The 20,724-nt window shown below is 69.8% G+C and carries 13 protein-coding genes and 2 pseudogenes; 7 read left to right on the top strand and 8 right to left on the bottom strand.

Features of this window, described 5'->3' with window-relative positions; all coding sequences use genetic code 11:
* Position 1: 1 nt before the first annotated feature.
* From ACWEF6_RS22640 to ACWEF6_RS22615, 6 genes and pseudogenes are all read right to left on the bottom strand, one after another.
* Positions 2-958, bottom strand: coding sequence for a threonine ammonia-lyase (locus tag ACWEF6_RS22640; RefSeq protein WP_449684771.1), 957 nt, complete (start codon positions 956-958; stop codon positions 2-4).
* Complete coding sequence (locus ACWEF6_RS22635; RefSeq protein ID WP_449684770.1) at positions 955-2,211, bottom strand: MFS transporter; 1,257 nt, start codon at positions 2,209-2,211, stop codon at positions 955-957. The genes ACWEF6_RS22640 and ACWEF6_RS22635 overlap by 4 nt, the downstream gene beginning before the upstream one ends.
* Positions 2,195-9,628 carry an amino acid adenylation domain-containing protein gene (locus ACWEF6_RS22630; RefSeq protein WP_449684769.1) on the bottom strand — a complete coding sequence of 2,478 codons (7,434 nt, stop codon included), beginning with the start codon at positions 9,626-9,628 and terminating at the stop codon, positions 2,195-2,197. The genes ACWEF6_RS22635 and ACWEF6_RS22630 overlap by 17 nt, the downstream gene beginning before the upstream one ends.
* 29 nt (positions 9,629-9,657) lie before the next feature.
* Positions 9,658-11,526 (bottom strand): non-ribosomal peptide synthetase, encoded by a 1,869-nt coding sequence (locus tag ACWEF6_RS22625; RefSeq protein WP_449684768.1) that lies wholly within the window; start codon positions 11,524-11,526, stop codon positions 9,658-9,660.
* 276 nt (positions 11,527-11,802) lie between these two features.
* On the bottom strand, positions 11,803-12,000 hold the full coding sequence (locus ACWEF6_RS22620) for a DUF6222 family protein (protein ID WP_449684797.1): 198 nt from the start codon (positions 11,998-12,000) through the stop codon (positions 11,803-11,805).
* A 230-nt stretch (positions 12,001-12,230) separates the two neighbouring features.
* Positions 12,231-12,375 (bottom strand): annotated as a pseudogene (locus tag ACWEF6_RS22615) (beta-ketoacyl synthase N-terminal-like domain-containing protein); the annotation flags it as partial.
* Positions 12,376-12,926: 551 nt separating this feature from the next.
* Here ACWEF6_RS22615 and ACWEF6_RS22610 point away from each other — a divergent pair.
* From ACWEF6_RS22610 to ACWEF6_RS22580, 7 genes are all read left to right on the top strand, one after another.
* Positions 12,927-13,484 (top strand): thiamine pyrophosphate-binding protein, encoded by a 558-nt coding sequence (locus tag ACWEF6_RS22610; protein WP_449684767.1) that lies wholly within the window; start codon positions 12,927-12,929, stop codon positions 13,482-13,484.
* Positions 13,468-13,941, top strand: a complete 474-nt coding sequence (locus ACWEF6_RS22605) for an SgcJ/EcaC family oxidoreductase (protein WP_410610134.1) — start codon at positions 13,468-13,470, stop codon at positions 13,939-13,941. The genes ACWEF6_RS22610 and ACWEF6_RS22605 overlap by 17 nt, the downstream gene beginning before the upstream one ends.
* Before the next feature lie 51 nt (positions 13,942-13,992).
* Positions 13,993-14,448, top strand: coding sequence for an SgcJ/EcaC family oxidoreductase (locus ACWEF6_RS22600; RefSeq protein ID WP_449684766.1), 456 nt, complete (start codon positions 13,993-13,995; stop codon positions 14,446-14,448).
* A gap of 184 nt (positions 14,449-14,632) precedes the next feature.
* Positions 14,633-14,755: a hypothetical protein gene (locus ACWEF6_RS22595; RefSeq protein ID WP_449684765.1), complete on the top strand. Its 123-nt coding sequence runs from the start codon at positions 14,633-14,635 to the stop codon at positions 14,753-14,755.
* 17 nt (positions 14,756-14,772) lie between these two features.
* Positions 14,773-16,317 carry a 4-hydroxyphenylacetate 3-hydroxylase family protein gene (locus ACWEF6_RS22590; RefSeq protein WP_449684764.1) on the top strand — a complete coding sequence of 515 codons (1,545 nt, stop codon included), beginning with the start codon at positions 14,773-14,775 and terminating at the stop codon, positions 16,315-16,317.
* Between the two features lie 34 nt (positions 16,318-16,351).
* A complete protein-coding gene (locus ACWEF6_RS22585; RefSeq protein ID WP_449684763.1) occupies positions 16,352-17,590 on the top strand; it encodes an acyl-CoA dehydrogenase family protein in 1,239 nt (412 codons plus the stop codon).
* 38 nt (positions 17,591-17,628) lie between these two features.
* Entirely contained in the window at positions 17,629-18,315 is a 687-nt protein-coding gene (locus ACWEF6_RS22580) for an O-methyltransferase (RefSeq protein ID WP_449684762.1), read from the top strand.
* Between the two features lie 384 nt (positions 18,316-18,699).
* Here ACWEF6_RS22580 and ACWEF6_RS22575 read toward each other — a convergent pair.
* Positions 18,700-18,940: pseudogene (locus ACWEF6_RS22575) on the bottom strand (IS5/IS1182 family transposase); the annotation flags it as partial.
* A 191-nt stretch (positions 18,941-19,131) separates the two neighbouring features.
* A complete protein-coding gene (locus tag ACWEF6_RS22570; RefSeq protein WP_449684761.1) occupies positions 19,132-20,523 on the bottom strand; it encodes a condensation domain-containing protein in 1,392 nt (463 codons plus the stop codon).
* Between the last annotated feature and the right edge of the window lie 201 nt (positions 20,524-20,724).

Genomic DNA, 20,724 nt, shown 5'->3' with positions numbered 1-20,724 from the left:
CTCACGTCTCCGATGCGGGGCGTTTGACGTTGCCGCCGCTGATGACCAGCACCGTGCCGGTGCCGGCGGGAACCGCTCTGTCGAGCAGCGCGGCGAGCGGCAGCGCCGCGGTCGGTTCGGCCGGCACGTCTGCCATGGCGTGCCACGCGGTGCGGATGCTGTCCTCGGAGACGGTGACGATGTCGTCGACCAGCCCCCTGCCGACAACGACCTCGAACGGCCGTTCGCCGAGGCTCGCCACCCGGGCCCCGTCGGCGATGGTGTCGGCCTCGCCGTGGAGCCGGTGCAGCCGGCCGGTGCGCAGGCTGGCCGCGGCGTCCGCGGCCCGTTCCGGCTCCACCCCGATGACCGCGACGTGCGGGGCGCGGGATTTGACCGCGAGAGCGGTACCGCCGAGCAGGCCGCCACCGCCGACCGGCACCACGACGGTCGCGAGATCCCGGACCGCGGCCATGATCTCCTCGGCGACTGTGGCCTGACCATGGATGACGTCCCAGTCGTCGGAAGAGTGCACGAACGGCCAGCCGCGTTCGGCGGCGATCGCGCGGGCCAGCCCGTCGCGGTTGCCGAAGGTGACGCCGTGGGTGATCACCTCGGCGCCGAGGTCGCGGACGGCAGCGAGCTTCGTGGGCAGTACGTTCTCCGGTGCCACGACCGTCACCGCGATGCCCAGCGCCCGCCCGGCGGTGGCCACCGCCCTGGCGTGGTTGCCAGAGCTGGGGGCGACCACACCCGCGGGGTGACCGGGCAGCCGCAGCAGGGCGTTGTACGCACCGCGCATCTTGAACGACCCCGACACCTGCGTCGACTCGAGCTTGAGCCGGGTCCCGCAGGGCAGCGCGTGCAGCGGCGTGTGCCGGATGCGGAACCGCAGCCGCCGGGCCGCCTCCTCGATGGCCGTGCGGTGGGCGCCCAGGTACTCCGCCAGCGGCATCATGTCGTCGTGGGCGAGCGTCATGACGGCTGTCCCGCCAGGCCTGGGACGATCCGGGTGCCGCGGACTGGTGAGAACGCCAGGAACAGGGCGGGAAGCAGGAGTCCGGCGCCCGCGACCGCGATCGCCCCGCGCAGCCCGAACAGCTCCGCGAGCAGCCCGCTCACCACCGCGGTGACCGGGGTGGCCGCCCAGGCGACCCAGCGGAACGTCGCGTTCACCCGCCCCAGCAGGTGGTCGGGTGTCATGATCTGCCGCGCGCTGACCAGGCTGATGCTGTAGGTCTGCACCCCCGCGCTCACCGTGAAGGTCGACAGGATCAGCAACCCCAGGCTCCACCAGCTGTTGTCCGGCACCAGCGGGACGATCAGCACCGGCCCGCCCGCGACGAACGCCGCCCAGGTCACCGTGGTGCCGAGGCCGGCTCGGTCGTTGACCTTGCGCACGACGAACGAGCCGACCAGCGCCCCCGGCCCGGCCGCGGCCAGGATCAGCCCGAGGCTCCCGGCCGAGAAACCGAGGTCCTCCAGCACGAACAGGGCGAGGATCGGGGTGCGGATGTAGAAGAAGGCGTTCATGATCCCGGACGAGATCGCCATCGGGCGCAGCAGCCGGTCGCCGAACACGGTCGACAGGCCTTCGCGGATGTCCCGCCAGACCGAGGCCGCCGAGGGCGCCGCGGTCGTTTCCGCCGCCCCCGCCCGCTTCGGCACGGTGAGGGTGACGATCAACCCGGCTGCCGCCAGGTAGCAGACCGCGTCGATGGCGACGGTGTTGGCGGCGCCGAGCAACTCCACCAGGAACCCGGCGATCGACGGACCGACGATCATCGCGGCGGAACGGGTGAATTCCAGCTTGCTGTTGGCGTCCACCAGCTCGCGCCCGCTCACCAGCGCGGGCAGCAGCGAGGGCGACACCACACTGAACGCCACGTGCAGCGTGCTGACCAGGAAGTACCCGGCTATCAGCCACGGCATGGAGAGCAGGCCGAGTAGCGCCGCGACCGGCAGCGAACCGAGCAGCACCGCGCGGCCGGTGTAGGTCGCGACCAGCATCCGGCGGCGGTCGACCCGGTCGGCGAGCACCCCGAAGAACGGCCATGCGAACGCCATCGGTGCCATGCCGATGCCGACGAACAGCCCCATCTCGGTGGCCGTCGCGTCGAGCTGGATCACCGCGACCAGTGGCAACGCCACCAGCGAGAGGTGATAGCCGAACTCGGAGATCGTCTGTCCCGTCCACAGGCGCACGAACGGGCCGTTACGCAGCAAGGTCATCGCCATCCGCCTCGGTCGCTGTCACCATCGTGTCCAGGAGCGACCCGGCCCGGCCCGGGTCGAACAGCTCCTGGTCGTAGATCAGGTCGAGGAACACACCTCCCGGCCGGTCGTGCGCGAACAGCGTGATCGGGTAGCGGGCCCAGACCTCGTTCAGGCCGGTGTGCTCGATCTCCAGTCCGGCAACCTCGACGGCGCGGTGCGGGAAGTCCTGCATGTTGAACAGCGCCTGCGCGAGCGGCGCGTGGCTCGCGGCCTGGTCGGGCGCCAGCTCGTCGAGCAGGAGTTCCAACGGCAGGTGGCGGTGGGAATGGGCGTCGAGCACCCGGCCCCGCGTGCGGTCGACCAGCGTGGCGAAGTCCGGCCGGCCGGTCAGATCGGCCCGCAGCACCACCATGTTCGCGACGTACCCCACGATCGCGTCGAGCTCCGGGCGGTCGCGATTGGCCATGGGCACCGCGACCGTGAAGTCGTCCCGGCCGAACCGGGTGCCGAGCGCGGCCTGGAACGCCGCCATGAGCACCATGAACGGTGTCGCCCGCAGCCGGCGGCACAGCTCGTGGACCCGGGCGCTCTGCCCGGCGGTGAGGGTGCGGGTCACCCTGCCACGGGCCGGCCGGGCGGGCCCGGTGAGCCGCGGGTAGTCCGGTGGCAGCTCGAACAGCGTGCCGGCCCCGGCGAGTTCGCGACGCCAGTGGTCGAGTTCGGCCGCGACGAACTCGTGGGTGAGATACGCCCGCTGCCACGCGGCGAAGTCCGCGTACCGCGCGACCGACGGAAGCTCCACAGTGGACTGGTACAGCGCGGTGAGGTCGCGGAGAACCAGGCCGACCGACCACCCGTCGGCGACGAGGTGATGGATGACCACGCACAGGACGTGGTCCCGCGGGCCCTGCCGCAGCAGCGTCGCACGCAGCAATGGCCCGGCCGCCAGGTCGAACGGCTGCCCGGTCCGCGCCGCGACCGCACCTGCCAGGTCGGCGGGAGCCACGTCGACCACCTCGAGCGGCACCGGCGCGGGCGGCCGGAGCTGCGGGCCGTGCGCGGGGAAGACCGTCCGCAGCGCGTCGTGCCGTGCGACGAGCCCGGTGAGGGCCGTCGCCAGCGCGTCGTGGTCGAGCTCGCCGCGCAGCCGCCGGACGATCGGCACGTTGTAGCACGCATACCGCCCGGAACTCCGTTCCAGGGACCACAACCGACGCTGCGCGGCGGTCAGCACCGGCTCGCCCGAAGCCGGCACGAGTTCGGGCAGCGGGTCGGCTTCCGCGTCACGGACCCGCGTCGCGAGCTCCGCGACAGTCGGGCTCTCGAACAACGCACGCACGGGCAGCAGTACGCCCAGCGACTCCCGTAGCCCGGCGACGGTCCGTGCGGCGAGCAGCGAATGTCCGCCGAGGGTGAAGAAGTCCTGGTGCACCCCGACTTCCGGCACGTCGAGGACGTCGCGCCAAACGCGGGCTATCAGCTCCTCGACACCGTCGCGCGGGTGCTGGTCGGTCACCGCCTCCGCCGCGGGTACGGGGAGCGCATCGCGGCGGATCTTCCCGGTCGTGGTGCGCGGGAGCCGGTCGAGCGGGACGAAACCGGCCGGGAGGTGGGTGGTGGGCAGCCGGTCGGCCAGATCGGCGCGGATGCGCTGGGGCGTGGGCAAAATGCCCGCCGGCACCACGCACGCCACCAGCCTGCCGCCGGGTGCGTGCACCGCGGCCTCGGCGATCGCGGGGTGCGCGCACAGCGCTGCCTCGATCTCGCTCGGATCGATGCGCACCCCGTTGACCTTGAGCTGGTGGTCGGTGCGCCCGAGGTACTGCAGAGTCCCGTCAGGCAGGTACCGGGCGCGGTCACCGGTGTCGTACAACCGTTCCCCGGCCCTGGTGGGGTGGGGAACGAACCGCTCGGCGGTGCGCCCCGGCTGCCGGTGGTAGCCGCGTGCGAGGCCCGCGCCACCGATGAAGACGCGGCCCGGCATGCCGATCCCCACCGGGCGCAACCGTTCGTCGAGCACCTCGACCCGGGTGTTGCCGATCGCCGTGCCCACCGGGATCCGGTCGGTCGCGCCGGGCCGGACGCGGTGGCGGGTGGTGGTCATGGTCGTTTCGCTGGGCCCGTACATGTTGTAGACGGCCGCATTCGGCGCGACGGCCGCCACCGCGGCCACGTCCTCGGGGTGCAGCGGCTCACCGGAGACCAGCACGGTCCGCAGATCCGGCCACTGCCTCCCGCGTGTGGTGAGCATGCGCAGCAGCGACGGCACGACGGCGGGCACGACCGTCGTCTCGGCGATGGCGCCGGCAACCGCGTCGAGATCGGCCGCACCGCCCGGCACGAGGACGACGCGTGCGCCGACGGCGAGCGGGAGCAGCAGGTCGCGCAGCGACGCGTCGAAGGACACGGTGGTCAACGCCGTCACCGTGTCGGCAGCGGTGACGAGACCGGCCCGGCTCAGATCGGCCAGGTAGTTGGCGACTCCGCGGTGGGTGCCGGAGATGCCCTTCGGGGTGCCGGTCGTACCGGAGGTGTAGACGACGTACGCGCGGCCGTCCGGGTGGACGAGCCGCGGCGGCGGCTCGGGCCCGTCCTCGAGTGGGGGCAGTTCGGTGAGCTCGAGGTCGGGCCGTGCGTCGGCGAGCACGTCCGCGGCCCGCCGCGGCGGCAGCTCCGGATCCAATGCGACGAAGCCCGCTCCGGTGCGCCAGACGGCGAGGAGGGCGACGACGAGGTCGACGCCGCGCGGCAGCCGCACCGCGATGAGCCGTTCGGGTCCGGCGCCCGATGCCATGAGCCGGCCCGCCAGCCGGGCGGCCCGGCGGTCCAGATCCCGGTACGTCACGACCTCGTCCCCGCACACCACCGCGTCCGCGTCCGGGTGCAGCGCCGCCCGCGCGGCGACCAGCGCGGCCACTCCGGTGTCGGGGACCGGTGTGGCGGTGTCGCCCGCGCGGTCGAGCAGGGCCTGTCCCGCCGTGGTCAGCAGCGACACGTCGGCGTGCGGTGCGGACGGGTCGGCGACCATGGCGGCCAGGATGGTGCGCCATCCCTCGACAAGGACGTCCGCCTCCGCACCGGCGAACACGTCGGTGGCGAACCGGAGCCCGCAGTCGAACCGGTCGCCCGAGTCGGTGGCGACCAGGGTCAGGTCGTTCTTGACCGTGTCGTTGGACACGCCGACCGGCAACACCTCGGCCCACGTCTCGCCGGCCGGGCGGGGCGTGTGCAGCTCGAACATGACCTGGTGGAACGGCTGGTGGGCGAGGTCCCGGTGCGGCGCCGCCGCCTCGACGACCTTCTCGAACGGCACGTCCTGGTGCTCGTAGGCGGCGACTGCCGCGTCCAGCACGACCGTCAGCGCGTCCGCGAAGGTCGTGGCGCCGGACAGATCGGCGCGCAGCGCGACGGTGTTGACGAAGAAGCCGGGCACGTCCTCCAGTTCCGAGGTCGTACGCCCGGCCACCGGCGTGCCGACCACGAGGTCGTCCTTGCCGCCGAACCGGGCGAGCAGCAGCGTGAACCCGGTCAGCAGCACCATGAACGGCGTCGCGCCGTGCGCCATGGCCACCGCACGCACCGCCGAGGTGAGGCCGGCGTCGAGCGTGAACCGCCGGATGCCGCCGCGGTAGGTCGGCACGGGTGGCCGGACGCCGGTGCCCGGCAGGTCGAGGATCGCGGGTGCCCCGTCCAGCACGGACCGCCAGTGGTCGAGCTCGCGGTCCAGCCGCTCGCCCGCCATCCGGTCCCGCTGCCACGCGGCGTAGTCGGCGTACTGGAGCGCGGGCTCGGCGAGCGTGCGCCCGTGGTACAGCCCGGCCAGCTCGTCGACGAGCAGCCCGAGCGACCAGCCGTCGGTGACGATGTGGTGCATCGTCAGCACCAGCACCGGCCGACCGGCCCGCAGCAGCAACTCGGCCCGCAGCAACGGTCCGGTGGCGAGATCGAACGGGAGCCGTGCCTGGGTGTCGGCCGCGGCCCGGACCGCGCCGTCCTGGTCCGCGTGCGCCGTCAGGTCCACCTCCGGAAGTGGCACCGGCTCGGCGGGCAGCAACCGGCCGACCGGGCCGCTGTCGGTGTCGTCGTAGACGGTGCGGAGGATCTCGTGGCGGCGCACGACCTCGGTGAGTGCCGCCCGCAGTGCGGGCACGTCCAGTAGTTCGGGCAGCGCGAGCACCAGCTGCACGTTGTAGGCCGGGGAGCCGGGCACCAGCCGGTCGAGGAACCACAGCCGTTCCTGGCCGTATGACAGCGCGTCGGTGCCGCTTCGACGCGACACGCGGACCGGCGGCGTGCTCTCGCCACCGGCCTGCGCCTCGACGTACTGGGCGAGGTCGGCGAGCGTGGCCGCCTCGAACGCGATCTGCACCGGAACCCGCACCCCGGTCGCGCGCTCGAGCCGCGCCACCATCTGGATCAACTGGAGTGAGTGGCCGCCGAGGTCGAAGAAGCGGGCGTCGGCGCCGATGTCCGCCCTGCCGAGCACCTCGGCCCAGATTCCGGCCAGCGCACGCTCGCCATCGGTCCGGAGGGGCGTGCTGCTCGCCGGTGCCGGTTCGGGTGCGGGGAGCGCGTCCCGGTCGAGCTTGCCGTTGGCTGTGCGCGGCAGTGCGTCCAGCACGACGAAGTGCTGCGGCACCCAGCCTGCCGGCAGGTGTTCTCGGAGGTGGGCACGCAGCTCCGCCGGTCCGGGCGCCGGACCGGCGACGGTGAGGTACGCGGCGAGTGTGGTGGTGCCCGCCCGGTCGGCGACCGGGCGCACCGCGACCTCGCCCACCGCCGGGTGCGCGGCGAGGGCGGTCGCGATCTCGGCCGGTTCGATCCGCTGCCCGTTGACCTTGACCTGGTGGTCGGTGCGGCCGAGGAACTCGAGCGTGCCGTCCGGCCGCCAGCGGACCACGTCGCCGGTCGCGTAGCGCCGGCCTCCGAACACGGTGGGATCGGGCACGAATCGCTCCGCGGTCAGCCCCGGCTTGTGCAGGTAACCCCGGCCGACCGCGGTCCCGCCGTGGTATAGCTCGCCGGGCAGCCCGAACCCCGCCGGCCTGCCGTCGGGATCGAGCACGTGCGCCGTGGTGTTCCACATCGGACGGCCGATCGACGCGACCGCGCCACGGTCCGTTGTGGACGCCCAGGCGCCGGTACTGTGGATCGTGGTCTCGGTCGGGCCGTATAGGTTGAGCAGGGAGCCGTCGAACTCGGCGAGCACCCGGTCGCGCAGGTCACCGGGTAGCGCCTCACCGCTGCAGATGAGCACGCGCAGGCTCGTGCCGGCGGGGACTCCGGTGGCGTCGACGAAGGTCCGCAGCATCGACGGCACGAAGTGCGCCGCGGTCACGCCCGCGTCGTCGATCAGCTCGGCGAGGTAGCGCGGGTCGCGGTGCCCTCCGGGACGGGCCAGCACCATGCGCGCTCCCGTCATCAGCGGCAGGAACAGCTCCCAGACGGAGACGTCGAACCCGAACGGTGTCTTCTGCAGGACGACGTCGGCGCGGTCGAGGCCCAGCTCGCCGGCGAGCCAGAGGTGGTGGTTCACCACGGCCCGGTGCGGGATCGCGACTCCCTTCGGCGACCCGGTCGAGCCGGAGGTGTAGATCACGTATGCGGTGGCATCCGGTGTCACGCCGGTGCCGGGTGCTTCGTCCGGGAGGTTCGTGAGGTCGTCGCGGTCGAGGAGGACGACCGGGGGCAGGTCGGTGCTCCGCAGTGCGCGGGTCGCTTCGGTCTCGGTCACGACCGCGACCGGGCGCGCATCCGCGACCATGCGCGCGAGCCGTACCGGCGGGAGGTCGGGTTCGAGCGGCAGGTAGCCCGCACCTGCCTTGAGGACCGCGAGCAGGGCCACGACGAGCTCTGTCGATCGCGGGAGGCAGACCCCGACCAGGATGTCCGGTCCGGCACCGAGCTCGCGCAACCGGTGAGCGAGCCGGTTGGCCCGCCGGTCGAGCTCGCGGAAGGTCAGCTCGGTGTGCTCGTCGGCGACGGCGATCAGGTCCGGAGTTCTCGCCACCTGCGCGGAGACCAGCTCGTGCAGGCACGCGCTTGGTGCCGGCACCGAGGTGTCGTTGGCGGCGCGGACCAGCGCCCGCTCCTCGTCCGTCCACAGTGGAATATGCAGCGCCTGCTGGTCGGGGTCCTCGGCGAACGCCGCGAGCACCAGACCGAGGTGACCCGCCATGCGCTCCGCGGTCGCCCGGGTGAACAGGTCACGGGCGTAGCGTAGCCGCCCGGTCAGCTCCCCGCCGTCGACCGCCATGAAGTCGAGGTCGAAGCGGGCGGCGCCGTTGGTGACCGCCACCGGCGTCCACTCCGCGCCACCCGCTGCGAGCACGCGTGGTGCGTCGTCGAGCTGGACGAGCGCGCGGACGAGGGTGTCGTGCCCGGTGCCGCGCACGCGGTCGGCGAGCAGTTCGAGGGGCAGTTCCTGGTGTTCGTAGGCGGTGAGCGTCGCTTCCCGGCAGCGGGTCACCAGCTCCCGTACTGACGCGTCGCCGACGTCGACCCGCAAGGGCACCGTGTTGACGAAGAACCCGATCACATCCTCGGTGCCACCTCGGACCCGGCCCGCCATGGGCGTGCCCGCGACCACGTCGCGGCTGCCGGTGTAGCGGGCGAGCAGCGTCTGGAACGCGGCGAGCAGCACCGGGAACAGCGTCGTGCCCTCGGCCCGGGCGAGGGCCCGCAGCTTGCGCGAGGTCTCCGGGGACACGGTGACCGGCAGGTCGTCTCCGCGCAGGGTGGCGGCGGACGGGCGCGGGAAGTCGGTCGGCAGCTCGAGCGACTCCGGCGCACCCGCGAGGTGCTCGCGCCAGTGAGCCAGCTCGGCCGCGCTGCGCTCGGCGAGCCGCTCCCGCTGCCACGCGGCGAAGTCCGGGTACTGTGCCGGCGCCGGCGGCAGGTTCGTCTGTCCAGTTCGGACAAGCTGATCGTACGCAGTGGACAGTTCGCGAACCAGGACGTCCTGGGACCATCCGTCGCACACGGCGTGGTGGATCACCACCAGCAGCAGGTGGTGATCCGCGCCGAACCTGGCGAGCCGGGCCCGCACGAGCGGGTCGCGGCCCAGGTCGAACGGCGCCCGGATGTGCCTGCCGAGCCAGGCTTGCTCGCCGGCGGCGTCGCTGCCGATGTCGTCGACGGCGATGGTGACCCGGTGGTCCGGGGTGATCGTGAGCACCGGCGTGCCATCCGCGGCGACGATGTTCGAGCGGAGTGAGTCGTGCCGCGCGACGACCGCGGCGAGGGCCTGGCCCATTGCGGCGACGTCGAGCGGGCCGCTCAGCCGGAACGCGAGCGGCACGTTGTAGGCCGGGCTGCCAGGGGAGAGCTGGTCGAGGAACCACAGCCGTTCCTGGCCGGCGGACGGCACGAGACGCTGCTCGTCGGGGTAGACGCCGGTCCCGGCGGCGGCCTTGCGCAGGGCTGCACGCACGGCGGCGGGACGCCTCCTGGGCGAGGCGGTCATCGAGCCGCGCTCTCGTCGTCGTCCATCTCGTACCCGTCGGCGAGCAACGCCTCCGCGGTGCCGAGCAGCGCGTCTGCGTCGACCTCCGGCTTGACCTCGAGCCAGTCCCGGAAGGCGACGACCGTGGGCGCCTCGAACAGCGCCCGGACCGGCACCTCGAGGTCGAGAACCGCGTTGATGGCCATCACGAGCCGGGCGGCGAGCAGTGACTGGCCACCGAGCGTGAAGAAGCTGTCGCGGGTGCCGACCGCGTCCCGGTCGAGCGTGTCGGCCCACAGCTCGGCCAGCAGCTCGTCGAGTGCGTCCCGCGGCTCCCCACCGCCCTCCGCGACCGGGAGGTGCCCGCGCACCAGGGCGGCCCGGTCCACCTTCCCGTTCCCCGTCAGCGGCCAGCTGCCGACGACGGCGACACTCGACGGGACCATGTACGCGGGCAGCGTCCGCCCCAGATCCGCACGCAGCTGCTCGGGATCCAGCCCGTCGGCGCCCCGGACGAAGGCCACCAGCCGCGCACCACCGTCGCCAACCTCGGCCGCCGCGACCGCGTCCGCCACCCCCGTGCACTGCCGCAGCGCGGCCTCGACCTCGCCGAGCTCGATTCGGAAACCCTGGATCTTCACCTGGAAGTCGTCCCGGCCGAGGAACTCGATCGTCCCGTCCGGCAAGTACCGCCCGAGGTCACCGGTGCGGTAGATCCGAGCGCCGGTCTCCGGATGGTCGACAAAGCTCGCCGCGGTCAGCTCCGGGGCATTCCAGTAGCCCATCGCCACGCCGACCCCGCCGATGTGGAGATCACCGGGCACACCGATCGGACAGGGGGACATCGCCTTGTCGAGTATGTGGAAGGTCTGGTTCGCCATCGGCCGCCCGTAAGGAATGCTCGTCCATGCGGGGTCGACGTCGCCGATCTCGTGGAGGATCGACCAGATCGACGCCTCCGTGGCACCGCCGAGGCTGATGACCTTGGCGTCCGGGCAGGCGCGTGCGATATCGGCCGGGAGCCCGACGCGGATCCAGTCCCCGCTCAGCATGACGAGGCGAAGACTCGCCAATGCCCCTGGCCGTGCCGCGGCGACCGCGAGTTCCATCAGCGCGGGCACGGAGTTCCACACGGTCACCCCGGTCCGGTGGGTCAACTCCGCCCAGTAGTCCGGATCCGGTGCCGGGGAGGGCGCCGGGACCACGATCGTCGCGCCCGCGGCCAGCACGCCGAACACGTCGTACACGGCGAGGTCGAACGTCAGCGCCGACAAGGCGAGCACGCGGTCCCCGGTGGTGACCCCGAACCGCTCGTTGATGTCCAGGCAGGTGTTCACCGCACCGCGGTGGTTGATCATCACGCCCTTGGGTGCACCGGTCGAGCCGGAGGTGTAGATCACGTAGGCGAGGTCGTCCGGGCCCCGGTCCGGCGTGCTCACCGGCTCCCGCGTGCCCGGCTCGGTGTCCGGGACGTCCAGCACGACGGCGCCGTCCGGCCAGTCCACCCCTTCGACCAGACAGGGCTGGGTCACCACGATCGCGGCGCCCGCGTGGTCGAGCAAGTGGTGCAAGCGATCCCGCGGCACCCGCGGATCCACCGGCACGAAGAACCCGCCCGCCGCGGGCACCGCGAGCGCGGCGACGACCTGCTCCCACCCCTTGTCCATGACGATCGCGACGGCGTCACCGGGCCGCACACCCGTCGCGAGCAGCCGGGCGGCGAGCCTGTTCACCCGGTCGCCGAGCTGCCGGTAGGTCAGCTGCCCGCCCGGGTGGATGACCGCCGGCTCTTCGGAGTGCCGCAACGCGGCGCGGTGGAACAATTCGTGCAGCAACCGCTCGGAATCGGCGAATTCCGTGGCCGTATCGTTCGATTCTGCAATCATGTCGTTGTCGTCCGCCGACAACAACGAGAAATTGGCCAACTGTCCCAAAGGCTTCCGTGTCACGACAAACGCCCCCACCTTCGGCATTATCGGTTTATCAGTTCGGCCGATCGGAATATACTCGCCCACCATAGTGTGTCGCTGGATTGTCGATAGAATGGAAGTGGTATGCCGAATTCCGCTCGACCGCCTTCCGTTTTTCCGCGACGATCTCCGCGCGCAGCAGGCCGTGCCGCTGCCTGAGCGGCCGCGAGTGCTCGGCCGGGTCGGAACTCATCAGGCGGCCATCCGGTCCGCCCGGACGTCGTGGTTCTCGCGGCCTCGCCGCGCCCACTCGCGTTCCATTTCGGCGACGAGGTCGCTCCCCACGATGCCCCGGCCGAGCCGGCCATCAGCCACGCCGCGAGTGGCTTCGAGCACCTCGCCGACGAAGATCGAGTGGTCGCCCCGCCGTACACCTTGACCAGCTCGCATTCCAACCAGGCAGGGCACCGGCGACCAGCGGGGTACCGGCACGCGGGCCGCGCACCCACTCGATGGCGTCGAACTGGGCCCGGCCGCCGCGAGTCGGCGAAGTGCCGCGCCACCTCCTGCTGGTCCCCGGCGAGCACGGAAACCGCGAACGGGGCGGGCCTGTCGTGCACCATCGTCGCCCAGGTCGCGATCTTCGCCCCGCCGGCGGCCAGCACGGCCCAGCCGTCCTGGTGCTCCCGGCTGTTCATCCGTTCGTCCGGCAACCGCCGGAAAGCCCGGCGCCCCGCCGGCACGTTCTCCCACAGCTCACCCGGCGAGTCGGCGTCCGGATAACACAGCCCGACCCCCGACGATCGCGACCCGCTCGGCACCCATCAGGACCACCACATTCCCGCCGTTCGCGCATCCCGTCCGCCCCGACATACGGCCACCGTCCTGGCGTTCGCAAGAATGCGCGGAACGTCGAAGCTGGTCATGGACTACCTTCCATATCGTCCGAAACGCACGGCCTATTGGCGACGCACGATTTCTCTGATAATGCCCCGGCCGTGGCCGCGCAGGAATCGTGCGAGAATCGCTGTTGTCGCGGGCAGCAATCGAGCTGGCCGTACAACCATGCGGTAGGCCATCCCGTAGTCCGGATTGGGCACACCTTGTCCAGCACCAGGATGGGTCGTCACGTCCCTCACCCGGTCGCCGTAGAGGTGGATCTCCTGCCGTCACGGCAGCTCTCGACGTACTCGTCGCCCGGTCAGTGGCCCATTCACGTGGTCAAGCGTCACAGCACGGTTCTCACCAGGGCGTCTCCGACCGTGCGCTTCTCGTGCCGATCGCCCTGCGGGAAGCAGCCAGGGAGATGCACCGGTTCCGCGGGTGCTGCGAACGTGGTCCCACATAGACCATTCATCGACGATGGGACGCGGGACATGGCGGACCTGGTGTCCGTTCTGGTGAGGGAGCTCGCCCGTGGCGGCGCCGGCCTGATCCGGCACGGCGTCGACTACGTGGCCGCCCGGCACGAAGGCGGGGCGATGGCCGACGCCTGCTACCGGGCCACCGGCGAGACCGCGGTCTGCGCCACCACGCATGGAGCCGGTCTTCCCAACACCGCCACGACGTTGAGCAAGGCGGTGAAACATCGCAGCTCCGTGATCGTCATCTGCGACGATGCGCCGACCGGCGGCCCACGCCCGTTCGACATGAACACGGCCGGATCCGCCGACGCGATCGGTGCTCGCGACGGGGCGCCGGGGCCGATCCCCGGACGATCGAGTCCCCCGGCACGGATTTCGCCGGGGTGGCCGCCGCGTTCGGGGCCAGGTCGCCACGGTACGCACCGTCGGCGACCTGGCGGAGCTGCGGGCGGACGCGGGTCGGCAAGCGAGGAGACGGCCGGGCCCGTGACCGGCAACCATAATCGACAGGCCATTACTGGAAGTGCGTGTCCTGATTTCGAGAGGACGTTCAATGACCGCGATTCATGAGGCCGAGGCGACCAGCGACGCCCTGGACGCCTACTACGGCGAGTTCACCGGCGAGAAGCAGAAGGAAGCCCTTGGCGTGCCGCTGCGGCTGATCGAGGCGTGGTCGCGCAACGACGCGACCGACGTCGCGAAGGTGTTCACCGAAGAGGGTGTGATGCTGCTTCCCGGCGACGTCTACAAGCGCGGCCGCGAAGAGATCCAGGCTTTCATGGCGGCCGCTTATTCCGGTCCGTTCAAGGGAACGGGCGTGACGGGACGACCGGTCGATTTCCGGTTCGTCACCGACGACGTCGCCGTGTTCCGGACGCACGGCGGGATTCTCGCGCCCGGGGAGACCGAGATCGCGCCGGAACTGGCGGTGCTGTCGAGCTGGGTCGTCGTGAAGCGGGACGGCCAGTGGCAGCTCGCCGCCTACCAGAACAGCCCGCGTGGCGGCGGCGCGACCCTGCGCTGGTAATCCGCCGCGACCAGCAAAACACCTGACAAGACTCGCTTGGAGGACGAACCAATGAGCAGCAACGCCGAAGCCCTCGTCGAGGGTGCGAAGAAGTGGGCGTCGCACTACGGCCCCTACCCCAATGGGGTCGAGGGTGCCGTGGTGACCGCGCAGCTGCGCGTACGGGCCGGGTGGGACGCGAACGACGCCGACGCCATCGCCGACCTGTTCGTCGACAACGGCAGCATGCTCGTGGGCGATGCCCAGCTGAGCAGCCGTGAGGACATCCGCGCGTACCTGGCCGACGCCTTCGCCGGTGGTTTCCAGGGAACCCGGCTGACCGACGAGCCGAAGGAGGTCCGCCTGCTGACCGACTCGGTGGCGATCGCGGTCACCGAGGGAGGTGTCGTCAAGAAGGGCCAAGACGACATCGAACCGGAAGACCTGGCTCGCTCGCTGTGGGTGCTCGTCAAGAAGGACGGCGACTGGCGGGTCATGTCGAGGCAGACGAGCCCTGTCAACAGCTAGGAGCGGGTGTCTCCTCGACCTCGATCGAGATTGAGGAGACATTCCCACGAAAGTGGCGGTCGGTGGCGTCACGTGGCGTCACCGCGAGCAAAGCGGCCCAGCCGTGGTGTCGGCCAGGACCGCGCCGCCATGTCCGGCCGGAACCGAGGCCGCACGTCAGAACCCATCAGGCACAGGAGATGCGATGTCAGCCGATTCCATTCGGGACCTGTTCTCCGCTCAGGTCGAGCGGACGTGCGCCGGGTCGGACGAGCGGATGGCCGGTCCCTCGGCACCTATCGACGCCACGCAGAGCACCGCGGCCTGAGAGGTAAAGAGAACGCGATGACCGAACAGACCCGGCCGCTGAACGGCGCCGAATATCTTGAAAGTCTCCGCGACGGCCGCGAGATCTACCTCTATGGCGACCGGGTCAAGGACGTCACCGAACATCCCGCGTTCCGCAACTCGGCGCGCATGACGGCCCGGCTCTACGACGCACTGCACGACCCGGAGCATCGGGACGTGCTGACCACCGAAACCGACGCCGGCGGCCCCGGCGGCTACACGCACCGGTTTTTCACCACGCCGCACAGCGCGGACGATCTGATCGCCGACCAACAGGCCATCGCCGCGTGGTCACGGCTGAGCTACGGCTGGATGGGCCGTGGTCCGGACTACAAGGCGTCGTTCCTCGGCACGCTCGGCGCGAACGCCGACTTCTACAAGCCGTTCACCGACAATGCGAAGCGCTGGTACCGGGAGTCACAGCAGAAGGTCCTGTACTGGAACCACGCCTTCGTACATCCGCCGGTGGACCGGAACCGGCCGCCGGACGAGGTCGCCGATGTGTTCGTGCACGTCGAGCGGGAGACCGACAGCGGTTTGGTGGTGAGCGGAGCGAAGGTCGTCGCGACGAACTCCGCGCTCACGCATTACAACTTCATCGCCCACACCGGGTTGCCCATCAAAGACCGCAAGTTCGCCATTGTCGCCACCGTGCCGATGAACGCCCCTGGCCAAAAACTGATCTGTCGCCAGTCGTACGCCGCCTCGGCCGCGCTGACCGGCAGCCCGTTCGACTACCCGCTGTCCTCGCGGCTGGACGAGAACGACAGCGTGCTGGTGCTGGACAAGGTGCTGATCCCGTGGGAAAACGTGTTCATCTATGGGGATACGGCCAAGGTCGGCATGTTCACCGGGTATTCCGGGTTCAACGAGCGCGCCATGTTCCACGGTTGTACGCGGCTCGCGGTCAAACTGGAGTTCATCGCCGGCCTGCTGGCCAAGGCGCTGGACATCACCGGGGTCTCCGAGTTCCGCGGGGTACAGACGCGACTAGGGGAAGTGCTCGCTTGGCGCAATCTGTTCTGGGGGCTGTCCGACGCCGCAGCGCGGAACCCGGTGCCGTGGCGGGGTGGCGCTGTCCTGCCCAACCCGGACTACGCCATGGCTTACCGCTGGTTCTCCCAGATCGGCTACGCGAGGATCAGGGAGATCGTGTTGCAAGATGTCGCGAGCGGACTGATCTACCTCAACTCCAGCGCGCAGGACTTCCACAACGATGACATCCGGCCGTACCTTGACAAGTACCTGCGCGGATCGAACGGGGTCGATGCCGTCGAGCGGGTAAAGGTGATGAAACTGCTCTGGGACACGGTCGGCACCGAATTCGGCGGCAGGCACGAACTCTACGAGCGCAACTATACCGGTAACCACGAAAACACCAGGACCGAACTACTTCGCGGGCAACTCGGCGACGGCAAGCTCGACGGCTATCGTGCGTTCGTCGACCGCTGCCTTGCCGAATATGACCTGAACGGCTGGCAGGTGCCGGACCTCGCCTCGTTCCCCGACATCGGCGCGGCAAGCCGCGCCCTGCTTGGCTGACGTGATCATGTTTCGATGGAAGGAGGGTCAGCACATGACTGCCGCCATGGATACCTCGGCGAAGGACTATCCGCTTCCGCCAGAGCCGGGCCTGACCGAGCACGAAGTCTTGGCCCGCGCCGAACGGATCGCCGAGACGCTCGTCGACCGACAGGAGGAGACGGAGGCCCGCGGATTCTATGCGCTCGACACGCATGAACTGCTGCTCAAATCCGGCTTCTACCGGCTAATGGTGCCGCGGCGATACGGCGGTTACGAATTCGGTATCGACACTCACATGCAGGTGGTTGAAAGGCTCGCGCGGGGGTGCGCGTCGACGGCGTGGATGTACACCTTTGGGGCGTCCCACGCCCATCTGATTGCTGCTGTTTATGGCGAAGAAGCGCAGAATGAGCTGTTCGCGGGCGGTGACTTCATCTGCCCGGGAGTCATCGGGCCGGCCGGGTTCGCCGAGCCTGCCGAAGACGGCGGCTGGATCGTGGACGGCGTGTTCCGCTATGCCTCCGGCTCGCCCTACGCCACTCATTTCGTCGGCCAGACCTTCGTCGCGGGAGCGGACGGAGAACCGCCCGAGCAGCTGATGTTCATCGTGCCGAGGGACCAGTGGCGGCGGCTGGACGACTGGGGTTCCCAGCTTGGCCTGAAAGGCAGTGGCTCGCACAGCGTCAAAGTCGAGAAGGCGCATATCCCGGCGTACTACGCGCTGCCTGGTACGCATATGGGAATGATCTCCGTCGTCGGGGGAACGCCAGGGCTTCGGTTGCATCGCAGCACCTTGTACGGCGGCAGCGTGGTGGCCCCGTTCACCTTTCAGCTCGGCGCGCTGGCCGTGGGCATGGCCACCGCGGCGCTGGATGTCTACGCCGAGCTGACGCGGGAACGTCCGGTCACGTATCCGCCGTTCGGACCGCGTGCCGAGGACCCGGATTTTCAGCTCCGTTACGGCGAAGCGGCTGGACGCATCGCGGCGGCACGGGCGGCGATGACGGACGTGCTGCGGCAATGGCATGAGACGGCCGAGCAGGGGAATGTCACCCGTGAGGTGGAGCTCCGGATGTCGATCATCAGCCGCGAGGTCGTACGGATGGCCTGGACCACGGTATCCGACATTCTGTATCCCACCGCCGGGACCAGCGCCGTACGTGCGGGCGAACGGCTCGAGCGGATCTGGCGGGATATGTCGACCCTGCATACGCATGCCGGAGTGCACATCTATCTGGCCACCATCGCCCCCCGTGAACTCGCTCAACTGGAACTGGGCATCGCGAGCTGAACTCACCACACGCCATCGCCGAGATCAGGAGGAACCGGGTGCTCCGCAATTTGGTACTGGACTATAAAATCCAGAAGTACGTGCGGGATGTTTCCCTTCGCGAAGACGACATCGCGCGTGAACTGCGGGCGGCCACCGTGCGGCTCTCGTTCGAGCACGGCATGTTGACTCCACCAGAGGAAGCGCAGTTGCTCGGCTTCCTCGTCCGGCTGACGGGGGCCACCACCGTCGTCGAGGTCGGGACGTTCACCGGGTACGGCACGCTGGCCATGGCCCGCGCCGTCCCCGCACATGGGCGCGTCATCACGTGCGACGTCAACGCGCAGTGGCCCGAGATCGGCCGCCCTTTCTGGGAACGGGCCGGGGTCGCCGACCGTATCCAGGTGGAAATCCGTCCCGCCGTCGAGACCTTGGACGCACTGCTGGCCGACGGTGCCGCCGGCACTGTGGACTTCGCGTTCATCGACTGCAACAAGGAAAGCTACGCCGACTACTTCGAACGATGCCTTGAACTACTCCGGCCGGGCGGACTGCTTGTGCTGGACAACGTGCTCTGGTCAGGCAAGGTGGCGCACCCCGACATCAGCGACCAGGAGACGGACTCACTCCGCGCGCTGAACGCCGCACTATGCGACGACGACCGGGTCGACCTGAGCATGCTGCCGGTCTTCGATGGCGTGACCCTGGCGTATAAGCGAGACAACTACTCGCGCGCCGCAGCGTAGTCGACAGTAGTAGTTGAATTCGGTCAGGCACACAGTCCGGGCCGGGTTCCGTCGGCGACAAGCCCGGCGCGGGCTGTGGGTTCTGGCGCAGGGTAGCCTGCCGGGAAAATAGTCTTCCCGCTCGTCCGTGAGCTGGTGACGTGCGGGGTCCTTGGTCTGTCTCGCCAGGGTCTGCCCCGGCAAGGCCACGGCCGATGCCGGAGTTCCTCTCGAGTCCGCCCGGGCAGCGAGCTGCCCGGGCACGCGGCGGGAATGCGTCCAGCCGCCCTTGGTCGAAACGACGGGCCACCAGGTCCGGCGGGAACGACGCCGCCGGGTCGGTCACCGTGGTGCGGACCTTCGAACGTGCGCGGGGCTGATGCCCTCGATCCCGAGCTCAGCCATGACTTTCTCGCTGGTCTCGATGCCCTTGCGGGCGATCCGGACGCCGCGCCGGCGGGGCCCAGGCGGGTAGTTCAGCATGGGTCGTAGGCCTTGTCCGCGTGGAGCTCGCCAGGCTTGCGGCGACGTGGGCCACGGCGGAATCGGATCACGGGGATCGCCTTCGAACCGGGCTTGCCGCGGTCGACCGGACTCGGCCCGGTCGGCGATTCCCCCTTTTCGCACGCACCGATGCCGCATCAACCCACTGGTCAACACGTACACGATCGCGGTGAACACCGCACGAGCCGGCAACGGCGCCGTCCCGCCACCCCGCCGGCGAGCCCGGAACTCCGGAACCAACGGCTCCACCAGCACCCCCAGCCTCTCTAAGACACGCTCTTAGAGAGGCTGGGGGCTAGATCCTGCTGGCATGGCTCGTCACCGCTACACCAATCACTCAACCAAATTACGCGACGCACTTCGCAGAAGCAGCACCACGTCGTCGGGCCCGGTCACCAAGTTCTTCAGTTCAGCACGGAATCGGCTCACCCACTGCGCGATGGAGCTTCGGTCAACGAGCCCGTCCTTGTACGCGATGTTACCGATAAGCTCGCCCGTCGTGTCGATGGTGAGTGTCCACAATACGCCGTCCGGGATATCCGACGTGCGTGATTGTGAGCCGAACCGCCGCCGGATCTCGCTGTACTCCAGGTCTCCCACCCGGGTGCCGTCGACAGGGAAGGGAAACGGAAAGACCTGGAAGATGATCGGAACCTCATTGTCCACCGACATCGGTCGCATGAACTCGGGCGCTTCGCCCGGGATCGCCGGAATGTCGTGGACGTACGCCTCCAGACAGGTGTTTCGAGTGAGCTGCAGCACGTCCCGATACTTGGCGCATTCCGTGACATCCACGCGGATCGGTACGAAATTGAAGAATAGACCGACTGCCTCGTCGTAAAGGCCATAACCACGGCCAGGCGTCAAAGTCGGGGTGGAGATGTCCGTGGCTCCGGACAGCCGGTTGACCGCGATCGTGAAGGCGGCGAGGAGCACCATGAAGGAGGACCCACGCACTTCCCTGGCCAGCGCGGACACGCCGGCCATCAGCTCAGCGTCCACTTCGAACCGGTACATGGCTGTTGTCTGCGGCAAGCCCATCGATCGCGGCCGGTCCGCAGGCATGGTCAGGGTTTCCCCACCGCGCAGCTTGTCCTGCCAGTAACGACGCGACGAATTCTCGGCGGGACCGCCCAATCTCGCAAGCTGCCACGTCGTGAAGTCGCGATACTGCTGCGGCTCTGCGAGCTCATGGCCCCCGTGTCCGGTCCGGGTCGCATATCGGGCCGCGAGATCGCGGAAGATGACCTGCACGGACCACCCGTCCGCGGCCGCGTGGTGCACGACGAGCACGAGCAGGGCGTCGTGGTCGTCGAACCGGTTGAGGACCGCGCGAATTTTCGGTACCGAGGATGCGTCGAAGTCGGCCGTCTCCTCCTCGACAAGCAAGGCGTCGATTCGGCGTCCCCGCTCTTCCGGCTCGATCCCTGGAAGATCCCGAACGGTCAGTTCCGCGGGAGTCGGCTGATGGACGACCTGGCACCGCGCTTCCGGATCGCGGATGATCACAGAGCGCAACGCATCGTGGCGCGCGACGATGTCATCGAGCGCGCGCTGCAACGCCTGCACGTCGACCTGTCCATGGATGCGCCACCCGTGGACGATATGGTGACGAGGACCGAACGGCCCCTCGGCGTCGCCCTGATCGAGGGCACACAGGAACTCTTGATTCGCTGACAGCGGCCACCGCTCGCCGGCGCCGGTCGAAGTGTCCATGGTCGTCATGGTTTCTTACCTTCTTGCCAGGTGTTTCGGGCCGGTCGTAGGGGTTCGCGGCACCCAGGGGTGCCGGGTATGACTTTCCTGCCTCTGCCGCTGATGGCCCAGGAGGATTGGCCGCCCGGCGCCCCCGAAGACTTGACCGCTGATGGGGAGGTGCGAGGACCTCAACGCCGATGGCGCGGCGCTGGCGGAAACGTGTCATCG

The sequence above is a fragment of the Amycolatopsis sp. NPDC004772 genome (assembly GCF_053601215.1).
Note: the sequence above shows the minus strand (reverse complement) of the source record. Positions and strands in the feature narration are given on the sequence as shown.

What these genes read in the sequence shown, in the direction of transcription:
- ACWEF6_RS22640 (WP_449684771.1), bottom strand. Translation starts at nt 958, where the DNA reads ATGACGCTCGCCCACGACGACATGATGCCGCTGGCGGAGTACCTGGGC.
- ACWEF6_RS22635 (WP_449684770.1), bottom strand. Translation starts at nt 2,211, where the DNA reads ATGACCTTGCTGCGTAACGGCCCGTTCGTGCGCCTGTGGACGGGACAG.
- ACWEF6_RS22625 (WP_449684768.1), bottom strand. Translation starts at nt 11,526, where the DNA reads ATGATTGCAGAATCGAACGATACGGCCACGGAATTCGCCGATTCCGAG.
- ACWEF6_RS22620 (WP_449684797.1), bottom strand. Translation starts at nt 12,000, where the DNA reads ATGCGAGCTGGTCAAGGTGTACGGCGGGGCGACCACTCGATCTTCGTC.
- ACWEF6_RS22610 (WP_449684767.1), top strand. Translation starts at nt 12,927, where the DNA reads ATGGCGGACCTGGTGTCCGTTCTGGTGAGGGAGCTCGCCCGTGGCGGC.
- ACWEF6_RS22605 (WP_410610134.1), top strand. Translation starts at nt 13,468, where the DNA reads ATGACCGCGATTCATGAGGCCGAGGCGACCAGCGACGCCCTGGACGCC.
- ACWEF6_RS22600 (WP_449684766.1), top strand. Translation starts at nt 13,993, where the DNA reads ATGAGCAGCAACGCCGAAGCCCTCGTCGAGGGTGCGAAGAAGTGGGCG.
- ACWEF6_RS22595 (WP_449684765.1), top strand. Translation starts at nt 14,633, where the DNA reads ATGTCAGCCGATTCCATTCGGGACCTGTTCTCCGCTCAGGTCGAGCGG.
- ACWEF6_RS22590 (WP_449684764.1), top strand. Translation starts at nt 14,773, where the DNA reads ATGACCGAACAGACCCGGCCGCTGAACGGCGCCGAATATCTTGAAAGT.
- ACWEF6_RS22585 (WP_449684763.1), top strand. Translation starts at nt 16,352, where the DNA reads ATGACTGCCGCCATGGATACCTCGGCGAAGGACTATCCGCTTCCGCCA.
- ACWEF6_RS22570 (WP_449684761.1), bottom strand. Translation starts at nt 20,523, where the DNA reads ATGACGACCATGGACACTTCGACCGGCGCCGGCGAGCGGTGGCCGCTG.